Annotated in this window: 7 protein-coding genes, 3 tRNA genes and 4 pseudogenes; 6 read left to right on the top strand and 8 right to left on the bottom strand. The window is 70.9% G+C overall.

The genetic code is table 11. The features are described from left to right. Positions 1–26: 26 nt before the first annotated feature. The gene (locus SSOG_RS30525) at positions 27–1448 is read right to left on the bottom strand and encodes a DUF6177 family protein (protein WP_039939078.1); all 1422 of its coding nucleotides are present in this window, start codon (positions 1446–1448) and stop codon (positions 27–29) included. A 644-nt stretch (positions 1449–2092) separates the two neighbouring features. On the opposite strand from SSOG_RS30525, the gene SSOG_RS30520 reads away from it, so the two are divergent. After that, the gene (locus SSOG_RS30520; protein ID WP_009718116.1) at positions 2093–2860 is read left to right on the top strand and encodes a class I SAM-dependent methyltransferase; all 768 of its coding nucleotides are present in this window, start codon (positions 2093–2095) and stop codon (positions 2858–2860) included. 349 nt (positions 2861–3209) lie between these two features. On the opposite strand, the gene SSOG_RS30515 is transcribed toward SSOG_RS30520, so the two are convergent. Next, positions 3210–4412 (bottom strand): DUF418 domain-containing protein, encoded by a 1203-nt coding sequence (locus SSOG_RS30515; protein ID WP_039939076.1) that lies wholly within the window; start codon positions 4410–4412, stop codon positions 3210–3212. Positions 4413–4576: 164 nt separating this feature from the next. Here SSOG_RS30515 and SSOG_RS30510 point away from each other — a divergent pair, with 164 nt between their 5' ends. Together SSOG_RS30510 and SSOG_RS30505 are read left to right on the top strand one after the other, a co-directional pair. Continuing rightward, entirely contained in the window at positions 4577–5272 is a 696-nt protein-coding gene (locus tag SSOG_RS30510; RefSeq protein WP_009718115.1) for a response regulator, read from the top strand. Beyond that, a pseudogene (locus tag SSOG_RS30505) lies at positions 5269–6386 on the top strand (sensor histidine kinase). Before SSOG_RS30510 ends, SSOG_RS30505 begins: the two are co-directional and overlap by 4 nt. A 574-nt stretch (positions 6387–6960) precedes the next feature. On the opposite strand, the pseudogene SSOG_RS30500 reads toward SSOG_RS30505, so the two are convergent. Continuing rightward, positions 6961–8755 (bottom strand): annotated as a pseudogene (locus SSOG_RS30500) (ABC transporter ATP-binding protein). A 611-nt stretch (positions 8756–9366) separates the two neighbouring features. Between SSOG_RS30500 and SSOG_RS30490 the strand changes: the two are divergent. Next, positions 9367–10527 (top strand): DUF418 domain-containing protein, encoded by a 1161-nt coding sequence (locus SSOG_RS30490; protein WP_039939072.1) that lies wholly within the window; start codon positions 9367–9369, stop codon positions 10525–10527. Positions 10528–10817: 290 nt separating this feature from the next. Here SSOG_RS30490 and SSOG_RS30485 read toward each other — a convergent pair. The 3 genes from SSOG_RS30485 to SSOG_RS30475 form a co-directional block, all read right to left on the bottom strand. After that, positions 10818–10894 (bottom strand) — tRNA-Ile (locus SSOG_RS30485). Between the two features lie 180 nt (positions 10895–11074). Next, positions 11075–11147, bottom strand: a tRNA-Asn gene (locus SSOG_RS30480). 5 nt (positions 11148–11152) lie between these two features. Continuing rightward, positions 11153–11225, bottom strand: a tRNA-Asn gene (locus tag SSOG_RS30475). A gap of 204 nt (positions 11226–11429) precedes the next feature. On the opposite strand from SSOG_RS30475, the gene SSOG_RS30470 reads away from it, so the two are divergent. Continuing rightward, entirely contained in the window at positions 11430–11702 is a 273-nt protein-coding gene (locus SSOG_RS30470; protein WP_009718110.1) for a hypothetical protein, read from the top strand. 25 nt (positions 11703–11727) lie between these two features. Beyond that, positions 11728–13180 (top strand): annotated as a pseudogene (locus SSOG_RS30465) (FGGY family carbohydrate kinase). A gap of 6 nt (positions 13181–13186) precedes the next feature. On the opposite strand, the gene SSOG_RS30460 reads toward SSOG_RS30465, so the two are convergent. Together SSOG_RS30460 and SSOG_RS30455 are read right to left on the bottom strand one after the other, a co-directional pair. Continuing rightward, a complete protein-coding gene (locus tag SSOG_RS30460; RefSeq protein WP_425385435.1) occupies positions 13187–14431 on the bottom strand; it encodes an RNA polymerase sigma factor in 1245 nt (414 codons plus the stop codon). Positions 14432–14746: 315 nt separating this feature from the next. Continuing rightward, positions 14747–14941, bottom strand: a pseudogene (locus SSOG_RS30455) (DNA primase); the annotation flags it as partial.

Raw genomic sequence — 14941 nt, 5'->3', positions numbered from 1 at the left:
ATGTCTGCGGTAAAAGGTCCTTCGCGCTATGTGTCCCGGCCGCGCAAGTGCTCCAGGAGCGAACGCAACCTCGCCCAGTTGGACGGGGAGTCGGCCTCCCCCAGGCAGTAGTACCTGCCCGGTCGGCGTCGCGCTCCGATGGCCTGCGGCGGCTGCGGAGTCGGCACCATGTCACTTCGAGCCCCGGCCCTTTGGGCTTCCTCCGCGCCGAGGGCCAACGCGAGCGGAATGGGCGGCGTCTCGAAACTCGCCGGAGCGTTCACATCCCGCCGCCCGGTCCGCACATGAACAAGAGCCGAGCGAAGACCGTGATGGGAGGCCAGGTCATCGGCGAGACCGACGAGCGCGTCAAAGGGCGGTTCCTCGTCCTTGCCGTAACCGATGCCGAGGTTGATGTCCTCTTCCACGCCATCCGCGGTGCGCAGGATGTTCAGGGCAGCGATAGCCGGGCGATCGGGCGCGCCGACAACCACCAGTCTGGTCGGCCGCGGAGCGCGTTCCCGCGCGAAGTCGGTGAGGTTACGCCGGGACCACGGCAGGCCGGCCGGCTCGGCCGTGCCCCAGGCGGCCGGATCGGCCCCGGTCAAATGCTGCCAGGCAGCCTCCAGCGCTCCGCCCAGCAGCAGGTGTTCGTCAGCCCGGTGGCAGGTACGGATGGACAGCAGCAGCTGACGCTCATCCGGGTTGGGCACCGGAGCGAAAGCCGCCGCCGTGCCCGTTCCACCGGCCTCCGGCAAGCTGTCCGAGACGGGGACGAAGGAATCACCCTGCCAGCACAGCACCGCCCCGGTCAGACCGTCGTAATAGTCCCCGGACTCCTCCCGCACCACCCAACGCCCCTCAACTTCGGCCAGTGCGAGGCGGGCGGGGAGCGTCAGCAGCGTATGAGGCGGGGTGACGATCTGCGCATGGCGCTCCTCAGCCACCGCGGAGAGCAGCGCATTGCCCAGCCACGAGGACAGCCCGAGAACCGGACGGTCCTGAAAGAGGACGGCCGCGGCGTCGGTCAGGACATCCACCGCGGGCTGTTCAGGATGGGGCGAAGGAGGAACCTGGGCGCCGCGGGTGTCGACGACGCCGATCCCCTCTCCCACGGCCTCCGGCGGCCACAGCACACCGCCCAGCATGGCCACCAGACGCCCGGCCGCCACCGAGGCAAGACGCCGCGCCTGGTCCGTGGCGGCCGTCGCACGGACCTCCGTCCACCACACCGACTCACCCAGCTGATCCGCCCGCACACCCAGAAGACGCTGCGCTTCGTACGGCACAGCCAGCAGCATCGGCGACTCGATGGAGACCAGCGGACGCCCCTCGTCATCGGTCAACTGCACCACAGCTCCCTCGCCGAGGGTCTGCAACCGCAGGTCAGGTCCCCCCGAGAGCATAGCGGCGGCAATGGTCCGCGGATCGGGAAGCTTCGTGGTGAGGGCGATGACGTCCTTCGTCATGATGCCGCCCCGTGGCTCCCGAACTGTCCGAGCCAAGAGACGCGGAAGCCGATGGCGCTGCGCTTCCCGCATTCCGTCCGCTGAGCCAGGCTGCTGTGTCCGACGGCCGGCTCACCACAACGCATACTGGCTGCCCTCAGTAGCGTGGTCGAGCCGATGCCGCTCGCGTCGACCTTCATGCGCCCGCTCCCCGGTCACGAAACCGCACCGCATGAACTGACGCTTCCTCCGGAGCGGTGCTTCCCCCGGAGCCCCACACCACCATAGATCACAGCCCGTCAAGATGACGGAACCTTAAGGCGCATCCGCAGGTGAGGCCATGGATGGAGGTTCTCGGCGCCAGGCGATGCGGGCCCCAGCGCCTGCGCGGTGGGCCAGTCGCAGACTGGCCCGTTGCGCAACAGCCCGGGCGACGCCGCATGCGCCACCTCCTCAGGAGCGCGTACTCCTCCGGCGGGTCCGGTTCCACGAACCCTTCGCCCTGTACCCAGCCGGGCGGCGCAGCTGTCCGTGACCGCTCCCGGCATCGACGGGCAAGGAGGGCCCTGCATCGGAGGACACGGTGGCGGGACCGGGGACAGCCTGCACCATGAGAGGGAACACCTCCAGCGCCTCCGGAGGAGCCGACACAGTAGCGTCGGGCCATGCCCGATACCTCGGTGGCGCACTTCTACGACGAACTGGCCGACGACTACCACCTGATCTACGCAGACTGGGACGCGAGCGTGCGTCGGCAGGGTGAGGCCCTGGACGCCGTCATAGGTAAGGACAGTGCGGCAGTGCTCGACTGCTCCTGCGGCATCGGCACGCAGGCCGTCGGCCTCGCGCTGCACGGGCACCGCGTCACCGGAACGGACCTCAGCCCCCGCGCCGCCGCTCGTGCCGCCCGAGAGGCCGCCCACCGGAAGGTGACGCTGCGCACGGCCGCCGCCGACATGCGGCGCCTGCCGTTTTCCGACGCCCGGTTCGACGCCGTCGTCTGCGCCGACAACTCCCTGCCCCATCTTCTGACCGAGCAGGACGCCCACGCCGCCCTGGCAGAGATGCGCCGCGTGCTGCGTCCCGGCGGTCTGCTGCTGGTCAGCACGCGCCCCTACGACGACCTGCTGCGCAACCGCCCCGCCTCGACACCTCCGCAGGTCCACCGGCCCGCGGACGGCGGAGAACGGACCGTCACCTTCCAGCTGTGGCGCTGGCACCAGGACGGCGAGCACTACGATCTGGAGCACTTCCAACTCCTGCCGACCGGCGGAGAATGGCACGTCCAGGTCCGCCGGACCACCTACTGGGCGCTCGGCCGGGACCGACTGACCGACCTCGTCACCGACGCGGGATTCGCGGACCCCCAATGGCGAATGCCGCAGGAGACAGGCTTCTTCCAGCCACTGCTCATGGCGCACACCAACACGTAGATGGCTACACAGCCCTGCGGACCAGCCCGACCTTCGACATGTGGAGCATGACCCGGTTTTCGCCAGGAGCGCCTCCATTCCGCGCCGGCAGGGCCCCAGTTCCCTCAAAACTCGCGACCACCCAGCCGCCCGCGGTCCCGGAACTGGGGACGGAGCCTCTATGACCAGCGTGCTCGGCCAAGACGTTACGAAGGTCAGGGCGCAGGCGAGCTGACCTCCAAGGAGGGCCTGCGCTTGCGCCCGACCGGTTCACGCCCCAGTCCGTGGTGGGCCAGCCGGAGTGATCTACGTGATGGGGCAACGAGGGGACAAAGGCGGGATCTTGCGGCCCGTGCCGCTTCCGATGGCCTCATCGAATGCGTCGGGCGATCCCGGTCGCCCTGCCCATCAGCCATTCCAGCGGCCCCCGCTGGAAGAAGCGGGACCAGAGGGTGGCGAGGACGGTGACGGACGCAATGAAGCCAAGCAGGACGTACAGCGGCGGGACAACCAGTTCCTCGGTATCCAGGAGCCAAATGGCGACGATGTGGTAGACGTACGCCGTCAGTGACATCGAGCCGACCGCGATGACGGGCTTGGCCAAGCGGCGCAGCCGAGGGAAGGCGTCCATGGCGGCCAGACACGCGGTGATCACCAGGATCGCCACACCGGTGTGGCCCACGATGGACAGGGTCGCCTCGCTGTGCGGGGAGGCGACCAGCATCCCGGCGGAGGTGTCGCCGAAGATGCCATCGCTGCCGGGCGGTGCGGACGACATGGACGGCATGCCCGATCCCCCCGCAGCTTCCCGGATGGCTTCTGCGGCACCGGGCACGAGACGCAGCGCCAGCCAGGAGCCGCCATAGCCGGTGACGGCAAGGGCGGCGCCGGTGAGGGCGAGGCGTATCCGGACAGCCGTGGCTGCCAGGTCGAAGCGGGCGACAGCCATACCGGCGATGACGAACGGGATCCAGGTCAGGGCCGGATAGCCACCGGTGAAGAGCAGCGAGACGATGCCGTCGGCCTGGCCGACGGTGGGGAATTCGCGGCCGCCGACCACCGGCTTCAACAGGTACAGCAGTTGCGGGCCCACCAGCGCCCATCCTGCGGCGATCATCGCCAGCGGCTTGGCGCCCAGTCGGTGCAGCGGCAACACGAGCAGGAAGAACAGTCCGTAGAAGGCGAGGATCGGGACGACCGGGGTGCCGGTCATGGTCAGGGCGGTGCCGAGGACCAACAGGATGACGGCCCTGATGACGACCTTGGCGACGGCCTGGCGGCCGGCCAGGCCTGTCTTCGGCCTGCGACGCCCGGTGATGAGAGCGACCGCGAAGCCGGCCAGGACGGCGAACAGGGCGGAGGAGCGTCCTTGCGCCAGCTCCATCAGGAAGCCGATGACACCGCCCTGGCTCGGGGCGGGCCCCACGTGGACCGCGTACATGCCGAAGACGGCCAGGCCGCGGGCCAAGTCCAGCCCGATCAGTCGGCCCACGCCGGGCGCACCCGTCGAGGGCTCACTGCGCTCGCGTGCGGGGGACGGTGCGGTCGGCGGGGAGTCCGCGTGATGTGTCATGCCACTCAGGCTGGAGACCGGGCTGATCACGGAGTATCCGGCAGAAGGCTGGGGTCTCCCTGCCGACTGGAGGGTGCTGCCCTGCCGTGTGGCTGGAGCTGCCGCTCGTCGGGCCGCCGGGGCTCTGCATGGCTTTAGGGTCGAGTCGGCATGGGCCGGACGGCATGAACGAAGGTGAGGCGCAGCGCGTGATCCGGGTAGTGGTAGTGGACGACGAGGCACTGATCCGCTCGGGCTTCGAACTCATTCTGGGCGCGTCCGAGGACATCGAAGTCGTCGCGACCACGAGCGGGGGCGAGGCCCTGGAAACCGTCCGCCGGGAGCGGCCCGACGTGGTGCTGCTGGACATACGGATGCCGGACGTCGACGGGCTCACCGTCCTGCGCGAACTGCGAACGATGCCGGATCCGCCGGTAGTGGCGATGCTGACGACGTTCGACGCCGACGAGTACATCCTGACCGCGCTGCACTCCGGCGCGGCCGGTTTCCTGCTCAAGGACACCGAGCCGGAGCAGCTCGCCCACCTGGTGCGCACCCTGGCCGCCGGCGGCGTGGTGCTCTCCCCCAAGGCGTCGCGGACCTTGCTGCACAGCCACCCCGGCACCGAGGCGGTCGTCGACGAGAAGGCGGCCCGCGTCCGGCTGCTCACCGCCCGCGAGCGCGACGTCCTCGTCCTGGTGGCGGAGGGGCTGTCGAACGCCGACATCGGGGCGCGCATCCACCTGGGTGTCGGCACGGTCAAGGACCACGTCAGCGCGATGCTCACCAAGCTACGGGTGACGAGCCGGGTGCAGGCCGCGCTGCTGGCGCAGCGAGCCGGACTGCTCGACGAGCACCCGCGGCCGGAGGCCGGGCGATGAATGGCGCCCGCGCGCTGTGGGAGCGTGTGCCCGCGCCGGCCGTCGACCTCGTTCTGGTGGTGGCAGCGGCCGTGGACCTGCGGCTGAACCTGTGGGACGACACGCGCCTCGGCGTCGCGCTGGCCACGCTCGGCTGCGCCGCGTTGGCCTTCCGGCGCAGGTTCCCGCTCGGTGTGTTCCTGCTCACCCTGCCCATCGCGCTGACGCAGCCCGTCGCCGTCGCTCCGCTCGCGGCGCTGTTCACGCTGGCCGAACGCTCCCGGAACCGTCCTCTCCTCGCGGTGTGCGTCGCCCTGACCGCCGTCGCGAACAGCACTCCGTGGCCCCTGGCCGGCCTCACCGAGGTTGGCCGGACCATGACGCTGATCACCTTCGTGTACTGCCTGGCGACCGCCGCCGCACCGGTCCTCATCGCACAACTTCTCCAGACGCATCGGGTCTTGGCGCGGCGGCTTGTCGAGATCGGGGAGGCCAGGGAGCACGAGCGGGCACTGCACGCCCAGGCGGTGCTCGCCCGCGAACGCGCCCAGCTGGCCCGTGAGATGCACGACGTGGTCTCCCACCAGGTCGGCCTGATCGCCGTACGGGCCGGAGCCTTGCAGGTCGCCACCAAGGACGCGGACGCCAAGGAGGCCGCCCATACGATCCGTTCGCTGAGCGTCACCACGCTCGACGAATTGCGCACCATGGTCACGCTGCTGCGCGCCTCCGGCGGCCACACAACCGAGCTGACTCCTCAGCCCACCCTGGCTGACTTGCGCAAACTGGTGGAATCCAGCGGCACACACGCGGAGCTGACGGGTGAGCTGCCGCCCACCGTGGGCACACCCGCGCAACGGGCCCTCTACCGCACGGTCCAGGAGGCGCCGCGTTCGTCCTGCATCCCGCACCCGGCGCCACCGCTTGCGTCGAGCTGTGGCAGGACGGCGGCGACGTCGGAGTGACCGTCACCAACACCCCGCCCACGCGTCCCTCCCTCTCCCTCCCCGGTTCGCAGCAGGGCTTGGTAGGTCTGCGGGAACGGGCCGAGATCCTGCACGGCACCCTGGAAGCGGGCCCGACCACGGAGGGCGGCTACCGGGTGCGGCTGCGGATTCCCCTCAGCGCGGACTGACCGGCCAGGCGGCCGGACGGCCCGGCCGCCGCCCGGCTGCTGGCCACGGCACGCCACCTCATGCTGTCCCGTCGGGGGGGCCGGCTCACGGGACGACGGGAGCTTGACGACGGTCCGTCCGCGGCTGTGACCACATGCCGTGGTGGTGGCTGGATGTCCTCGGTCGGTCGACTTATCGGCGTGGCTCTCGTACGCGGGCTCGCCGACGGCCCCGGCCTACGTCAGTTGCTGGACGGAGGCCGGACAGGGCCGATACGCGACTCAGCCACATCGGTCACGCCCTCCTCACCGGCATCTGTGACAAGTCGCCGCGTCACTTCAGCAATGTGCTGACCAATGCGACGGCCACTCCCAGGAGCGCGCCGGTACAGCCGATCCTGACGGATCGTCCTCATGGCACGCATTACACCCCGTAGGCCGGGATGATGGCCGTGCGCGTCGCGGGGGGGGTGCGATCTGGCAGGCGTGACCGGTGTGCATACAGGGCGGTCTCGGTTTCCGTGGGTACCGGTACGCAGGGTTGTCCGGCCGGGCATGGGCCAGTGGACGACCGGACAACCCTGCGTGTGGTGGGTCATCGCGCGGGAGCCAGGAGCTGGGTGGCCGTCAGCTGCGCATACAGCCGGTCCTGGCCCACCAGTTCCTCATGAGTGCCCACCGACCGAACCCGGCCGGCGTCCATAACGACGATCCGGTCGGCGCCGGTCACCGTCGACAGACGGTGGGCCACCACCAGCACGGTGGTCTCGCGGGCCACCTCCGTGATGACGTCCCGCAGCGCCAGCTCGTTGACGGCGTCGAGCTGCGAGGTCGCCTCGTCCAACAGCAGCAGCCGGGGCTTGCGCAGCAGAGCGCGGGCGATGGCAATGCGCTGCCGCTCGCCGCCCGACAGCTTCGAGCCGCGGTGTCCGACCGGGGTGTCCCAGCCGTGGGGCAGGCGCTCGACGAGGGTGTCAAGCTTCGTCCGGGCCAGGACGTCGCGGATTTCGTCGTCCGTCGCGCCGGGCGCCGCGAAGACCAGGTTCTCGCGCAGCGTGCCGGCCAGCGCGGCCGCGTCCTGCTCCACGTACCCGATGGCGGACCGCAGTTGGGGCAGTGACCAGTCCCGTACGTCCTTGCCGTCGACCAGGACCCGGCCGCCGGTGGCCTCGTAGAACCGCTCGATGAGCGCGAAGACCGTCGACTTGCCCGCGCCCGAGGGGCCCACGAAGGCCGTCATCCCGGTGCCCGGTACCTCGAAACTCACCTGCTGATGGACGTACGGCAGGCCCGGACGGTGTCGGAAGGCCACGTCCTCGAAGCGGACCGACGCCGGGCCCGGCACTGCTGTCCCCTGCCTGGGCAGAGCGTCCTGCTGCCGGGCGGGCGGTTCCGTCGACAGGCGTTCGACCTGCGCGATCCCGCGAGATCGCGGCCGCCCCCTCCTGATAGGAGGACACGGCGTCGACCAGCTTGGCCACCGGCTCGATCAGGTAGAAGAGGTACAGCAGGAAGGCAATGAGGGTGGACACGGGAAGCGCCCCGGACGCCACCCGCGCCCCGCCGACCGCCAGCACCGCGAGAAAGGCCAGTTGCACGGCGAGTTCGTCCGCCGAGCCTGCCACGGCCTCCCACTTCGCACTCTTCACACCGTGCCGCCACGCCCGCCGCGCCGCCGCCTCCACCCGGGCGGTCTCCCGCTCCTCGGCACCGGACGCCTTCACCGTGCGAAAGGCGCCGAAAGCCCGCTCCAGCGCGATGGAGATCTCCCCGACCGCCTCCTGCGACCGCTCGGTGGCCCGCGCGATCCTCGGCATCACCAGCGCGGCGGCCCCGCCGACCAGCACGACCACACCGAGCGTCACACCCAGCAGCACGACGTCCAGGAACACCATCATCACGATCGCCGCTACGAAGGCCACCGCGCCCGTGGCCGCGGAGACGACCGCTTGGGTACTGACCGCCCGCAGCAGCGTCGTGTCCGAGGTGACCCGGGACATCAGATCACCCGACGGAATCCGCTCCCACTCCGCGATCCGCAGCCGCAGCCGCAGCAACCGCACCACCAGGGTGCGCCGCGCAGCCAGGACCACCGACTCCGCCGTCCGCTCCAGCACATACCTGCCGAACGCCTCGACCGCCGTGCCCAGCACCACCAGCGCGCTGAGCGCCAGCAGAATCCCGGCGATGGTCTCACCGGAGGCGAGCCGGTCCACCAGGGCCTTCGTGGCCAGCGGCTGCAGCAGTCCCCCGGCGGCCCCGACCAGGGCACACAGCAGACCGAGGGCGACGGCCCACCGGTGCGGCCGGACGTACGCGCCCATTGCCTTGACCGTTTCTCGGGCGGACAGGGACGTTTCATCCGTCGTCGGGGCGGATGCGGTGTTCACGGCGTTCCTTTCTTCTGCGGTCTGCCGGGCACCGCATCGGCGGTCCGGCACACCAGGGCGTGAGCATGTGTCAGGTCAGTGGACGAGTCCGGCTGTGCTCGTGGCGAGGGTGTGCACCAATGCTTCGGTTACCTCAGGGCGGACGACGAACACGACGAGGCGCCCGCCGCCAGCGTCAGACCGAGGAACTCCAGAAACTCGCCCCTGCCAGGGACGGCGTCACGGCCCGGTACGTCGGCCGATGTTCCGAGGAAGTCCTCCCGCTCGATGTGTCGCGCATGGTGTGTCACGCCTCCAGCCTGGAACCCCGTCCACCCCGCGCCCATCCGGCAACCGTCGTATCCACCCCCGCCAAGTGGCTGAAGAAGACAGCCGTCCGGTCGCACCGGACCGGCCGGGGACGAGACTCCGCCGGTCGGCAGGGCGGTACCCGCCGATCGGCGGGGCCGTTACCGAAGCCTGCCGGATGGTCCGCCCCCTGACGTCCACGCGAGATTCTCCGTATGACAAAGTCGCAGCCACCGCAGGAGACGTCAGCTCCCCAGGAGAACTCACCTCCGCAGCCCCGAACCCCGCCCGAGTCCGCCGTGCCGGCCTCGCCCGGTCCCTCGATGGGACGCCTCGTCGGGGTGGACCTGGCCCGCGCGCTGGCGGTGTTCGGCATGTACGTCGTGCACATCGGCCCCCCGCTGTCGGCCACGGACGGCGTCGCCAGCTGGATCCGGTACCTGGCGGACGGTCACTCGTCGGTCCTGTTCGCCACCCTCGCCGGGTTCTCACTGATGCTGATCGCCGGCCGCCGGGAGCCGAAGACCGGCCTGGCCGGCCGGCAGGCGAAGGCGCGGATCACGATCCGCGCCGTGGTCCTGCTGGCGCTGGGCACCGCGATGGCTATGGAGTACGGGGGAGTGATCATCCTCGGCTTCTACGGGGTCTACTTCCTGCTCGCCCTGCCCCTGGTGCGACTGCGCGCCAGGACACTCGCGATCACCGCGGCCGCCCTCGCCCTCGTCACACCCCAGCTGGCGTTCGCCTTGAACTCGCTGCTCACCGAGTCGGTCCGGCAGAGCATCAACGCCTACGACCCGCTCCACCGGCTCAGCGACGTGGGAGTGCTCGATCTGCTGCTCACCGGCTTCTACCCGGCACTCACGTGGATGTCGTTCGTGATCGCGGGCATGGCGCTGGGCCGCCTCGACCTGTCCTCCGGCACCGTCCAGCGGCGCCTGGCCGCGCTCGGTGCCACCCTCACCGTGACCGCGTACGGCATGTCCTTGCTGCTCGCCGGCAAGGACGCGTTGCGGAGCATGGCGGAAGACGGGCCGTCGTCCGGCAGCTCCGGGTCACTGCCCCTCGACAGCGGGTCGGCACCCCTCGACGGCGGGTCGTTCCCCGATATGCCGGCGTCGTCGCTCCTGACGGCCGGGCCGCACAGCGGCACCACATTCGACATCATCGGCAGCGTCGGAGTCGCGATCCTCCTGATCGTGGGCGCAACGGTGGCGATGGACCGCCTGCCGCGACTGCGCCGCCTGGCCACACCGGTCATCGCCGTGGGCACCATGTCCCTGACCGCCTACGTCGGCCACTTCATCGCACAGTCCGCGCTGTCCCTGCCAGCCGGGACCAGCACCCAGCAATCATGGGTACCGCTGCTCATGTTCATCCTCGGGGCCACCCTGTTCGCCGCGATCTGGTCCCGTTCCTTCCGCCGCGGCCCCCTGGAGTACCTGCTCAACGCCGCCACCAAGCCGACGAAGCACATCCGATGAGCCCAGGCCGCCTGTAGCGGGGCTCCGTCGCCATGACCTGTGAGGCCAGCACCGACCGTTCCTGATCCCTGTGTCCCATCAGCGTCCCGACTCGGGACCTCACCAGCCGGACAAACAGCCCGCCAAGGTATGCACGGACCTCTGGACACATGCGTCGGCGCAGGTCAGACGAGGGCCAACCATCGAATAGGGAACCATCATCGAAGTCGCGAGCAGCGGATTCAATCCGTTGGACCAACGTTCCGAATCCGCACGCCCGCTGAGACGTTTCCGCAGGTCACAGACCTGCCTGGTGGGGCGGGTGGGACTCGAACCCACGGCCGACGGATTATGAGTCCGCTGCTCTAACCGGCTGAGCTACCGCCCCGTAACGGCGCGTCGTGCACATCTGTGCGCGCCGTCTGCCGCAGCATAGCCGCTCATACGATCTGTTGCTTCGGCGGGCCGATGTTGGGTGCCCGCATGCCGTGGATCAGGGGTGGAGAGGCCCGTAATCAGGGGATGAGGGCATGAAAAAGGACCCCACCAGGGGTCCTCTCCCGTGCTGCTCCCCCGACTGGACTCGAACCAGTAACCCTCCGGTTAACAGCCGAATGCTCTGCCAATTGAGCTACAGGGGACCGAGCTCCCCCGACTGGACTCGAACCAGTAACCTGCCGGTTAACAGCCGGCTGCTCTGCCAATTGAGCTACAGGGGATTGCTCCGTGTGCCTCGACCGCGCCCCCGTCCGGGGTTCCCGGAGGGCGTGCGTTCGCTGCGACACATACATTAGCGCAAGCAGGGGGGTGCTCCGCCAATCGGTATGGCCGCGGGTGATCGGAGGGTGATCTGCGGCGCGTGCGGGTAGACGTGCGGAACGACTCCGGGGTCCGATGCGAAGGACAACCAGAAGGGCAGGTCGATGCGCTACCGGCTGACGTTCATGACCGGTTTGGCTGTGGGTTACGTGTTCGGCACGCGGGCCGGCCGCGAGCGGTACGAGCAGTTGCGTGCGTGCGCGCAGCGGCTCGCGCAGAATCCGGCCGTCCGCAACACCGCCGAATCGGCCGCGCTGGGCGGCCGGGAGGCCGCCACGAAGGCGCTCGGCAAGGTGCGGCCGTTGCGGGACAAGATCGCGCAGCGGGAGTCGCGTTCCGCGGCGGAGGAGGACGACTGGGGCACCAGCAACACCTAGCCGCCGCGGTGGCATGATCTGGTCCATGGGGATAGTCGCCGGGTTGGACAGTTCGTCCGAGAGCACACGGATCGTCGTCTGCGATACGGATACGGGTGCCGTACTCAAGCAGGGGTACGCGCCGCACCCGGCGCCGTCCTCCGGGGGCTCGCCCAATGACGTGGACCCGCAGGCATGGCTGCTCTCCCTCGGGGAGGCCGCCGAGGGCGGGCTGCTGGAGGGGGTGCAGGCCATCGGCGTGTCGGCGCAGCAGCACGGGCTGCTTGCGCTGGACGGTAACGGGGCGCTGGTGCGCCCCCGCACAGATGGCAACGACCGGGCGGGTGCAGTCCGCGGCCGCCGATCTGATCGAGACGCTGGGCGGGCGTGCGGCGTGGGCCCAGGCCGTGGGCGCGGTGCCGACCGCCGCCCAGGCGGTGGCGAAGCTGCGCTGGATGGCGCGGTCGGAGCCGGACGCCGCGCGCCGGGTGGCCGAGGTGCTCCAGCCGCACGACTGGCTGGTGTGGCAGCTGCTCGGGCGGCCGCTGCGGCGTACGACGGACCGCGGTACGGCCTCCGGCACCGGCTACTGGTCGGCGGCGACCGGCGCCTGGCGGCCGGATCTGGTCGAGCTGGCGCTCGGGCACCAGGTGCGGCTGCCGGAGGTCATCGGACCGGCCCAGGCCGCGGGGCAGACGCCGGAGGGGCTGCTGATATCGGCCGGTACGGGCGAGACCATGGCCGCGGCCTTCGGCCTCGGCGTGGGGGTCGGCGACGCGGTGATCTCGCTGGGCGCCTCGGGCTCGGTCTTCTCCATCCACCATGAGGCGCTGGCCGACCACACCGGCACGATCCTGTCGTACGCCGACGCCACCGGGATGCATCTGCCCGTCGTGCACACGCTGAACGCGGTGCGGGCGCTGCGCGGTACGGCTGAGCTGCTGGGCACGGACCTGGAGGGGCTGTCGGCGCTCGCGCTGAAGTCCACGCCCGGGTCGTACGGGATGGTGATGCTGCCGTACCTGGAGGGCGAGCGGACCCCGTACCTGCCGCACACCGCCGGGACGCTGACCGGGCTGCGGCGCGAGTCGATGAAGCCGGAGCATCTGGCGCGGGCCGCGTTCGAGGGCATGCTGTGCGGGCTCGGCGACGCGCTCGACATTCTGCGCGGGCGCGGGGTCGGGGTGCGGCGGGTGTTCCTGCTGGGCCCGGCGGCCGATCTCCAGGCGGTACGGGCCATCGCGCCCGCGCTGCTGGGCGCGCAGATCGTGGTGCCGCAGCCGGCCGACTACGCCGCGCTGGGCGCCGCCCGGCAGGCCGCGTGGGCGCTGGGCGCCGCGCAGGGGACGCTGTCCCCGCACGAGCCGCCGCGCTGGCCCGCGGCCGCCAGCCAGGTGTTCGAGCCGGGCGACGACCTGGCGGTGGGGCAGGCGGTGCGGCAGCAGTACGTGGCGGTACGGGAGCAGACGCACCCGGGGGCGTTCGAGGCGCAGCCGTAGCGGGGCCTAGTCGAGGTAGCCGCGGAGTTGGTCGGCGAAGGCGTGGTCGCGGAGCTTGTTGAGGGTCTTGGACTCGATCTGGCGGATGCGTTCCCGGGTCACGCCGAAGATCCGGCCGATCTCCTCCAGCGTGCGGGGACGGCCGTCGGCGAGTCCGTAGCGCAGCTGCACGACCTTGCGCTCGCGCTCGCCGAGCGTCGACAGCACGGCCTCCAGGTGCTCGCGGAGCAGCAGGAACGCCGCGGATTCGACCGGTGAGGCGGCGTCGCCGTCCTCGATGAGGTCGCCGAGCGCGACGTCGTCCTCCTCCCCGACCGGCGCGTGCAGCGACACCGGTTCCTGGGCGAGGCGCAGCACCTCGCTCACCCGCTCCGGGGTGAGGTCGAGGTGGATCGCGACCTCCTCGGGGGTGGGTTCGTAGCCGCGCTCCTGGAGCATCCGGCGCTGGACGCGGACGACCCGGTTGATCAGCTCGACGACGTGGACCGGCACCCGGATGGTGCGCGCCTGGTCGGCGAGGGCGCGGGACATGGCCTGCCGGATCCACCAGGTCGCGTACGTCGAGAACTTGTACCCACGGGCGTAGTCGAACTTCTCGACCGCTCGGATCAGGCCGAGATTGCCCTCCTGGACGAGGTCCAGCATCGTCAGGCCGCGGCCCACGTAGCGCTTGGCGACGGAGACGACGAGGCGCAGGTTGGCCTCGATCAGCCGGCGCTTGGCCATGCGGCCCAGGACGACCAACCGGTCGAGGTCGAGGGCGAGTTGGCTGTCGAGGTCGGGGGCGGAGGCGAGCTTCTCCTCGGCGAACAGGCCCGCCTCGACCCGGCGGGCCAGCTCGACCTCCTCGGCGGCGGAGAGGAGCGGAATCCGGCCGATTTCGCGCAGATATTGGCGGAAGAGGTCGGAGGAGGGCCCGGTGGTCTCGGCGCGTGCGGGGCGCTCGGCGGGGCCGCTGTCCGCCTCGGCGTCGGGTTCGGTGTCCGGTTCGGCGTCCGCCTCGGTGGCTGCGGTCTCGGGGTCCGCGGTCTCGGGGTCCGCGGTCTCGGGGTCCTGGTCGGTGGGAAGGATGTCGGCCGCGTCCGGGGGCTCCGGCGGCTCGGGGGGTTCCGGCGGCTCCGGGGCGCCCGGGGGCTCCGGGGCGCGGGCCGCGTCGGGCAGCGGGGGCGGTTCCGGTGGCTCCGCGGCCGACGGCGCCAGGGGGTTCGGCGGCGCCACGGGGGCCGCGTCGGTGAGGGTCTGGGTCTGCACGGGGGCGACCTCCAGGGTGATCGCTGCTGAGGCGGCAGAACGATCGGGTACGGATGCGCCGGCCACGCCGCCGTCCGTCCCGTACATCATGAGCGGATCTGCGGGGGGTCCCGGCCTACCCGGCCAACACCGCCGCGCTCCGAGGACTCAGGCACCGCAACCAGTGTGGAGTACGGCACACGCCCGCCACGAGGGGCGTGCGGGCACTTTTTACGCAGCGGCCGGTGACCGCCCGGTTACGCGACGTCCGCGACGCCTGGCTACGGCGCGGATACGGCACGGCCACGGGGTGGCTACGGCACGGCTACGGCTGGGCTAGAGCGCCGCGGCGCCCTGGGTCTGGAGGGACTGGGCGTACTGCTGGAGGACCCACAGCTCGTTCTGGACGGCGGCCAGATGGGCCGGGTCGGCGCGCTGACCCAGGCGCTGGAGGGTGCCCTGGACCTCGGTGATGCGGTGGTTGACGGCGGCCTGGCGGACCCTCACCAGCTGCTCGCCCGCGTACGCCTC

Source organism: Streptomyces himastatinicus ATCC 53653 (assembly GCF_000158915.1).
GTDB lineage: Bacteria > Actinomycetota > Actinomycetes > Streptomycetales > Streptomycetaceae > Streptomyces > Streptomyces himastatinicus.
This window is presented reverse-complemented; position numbering and strand designations above follow the sequence as displayed.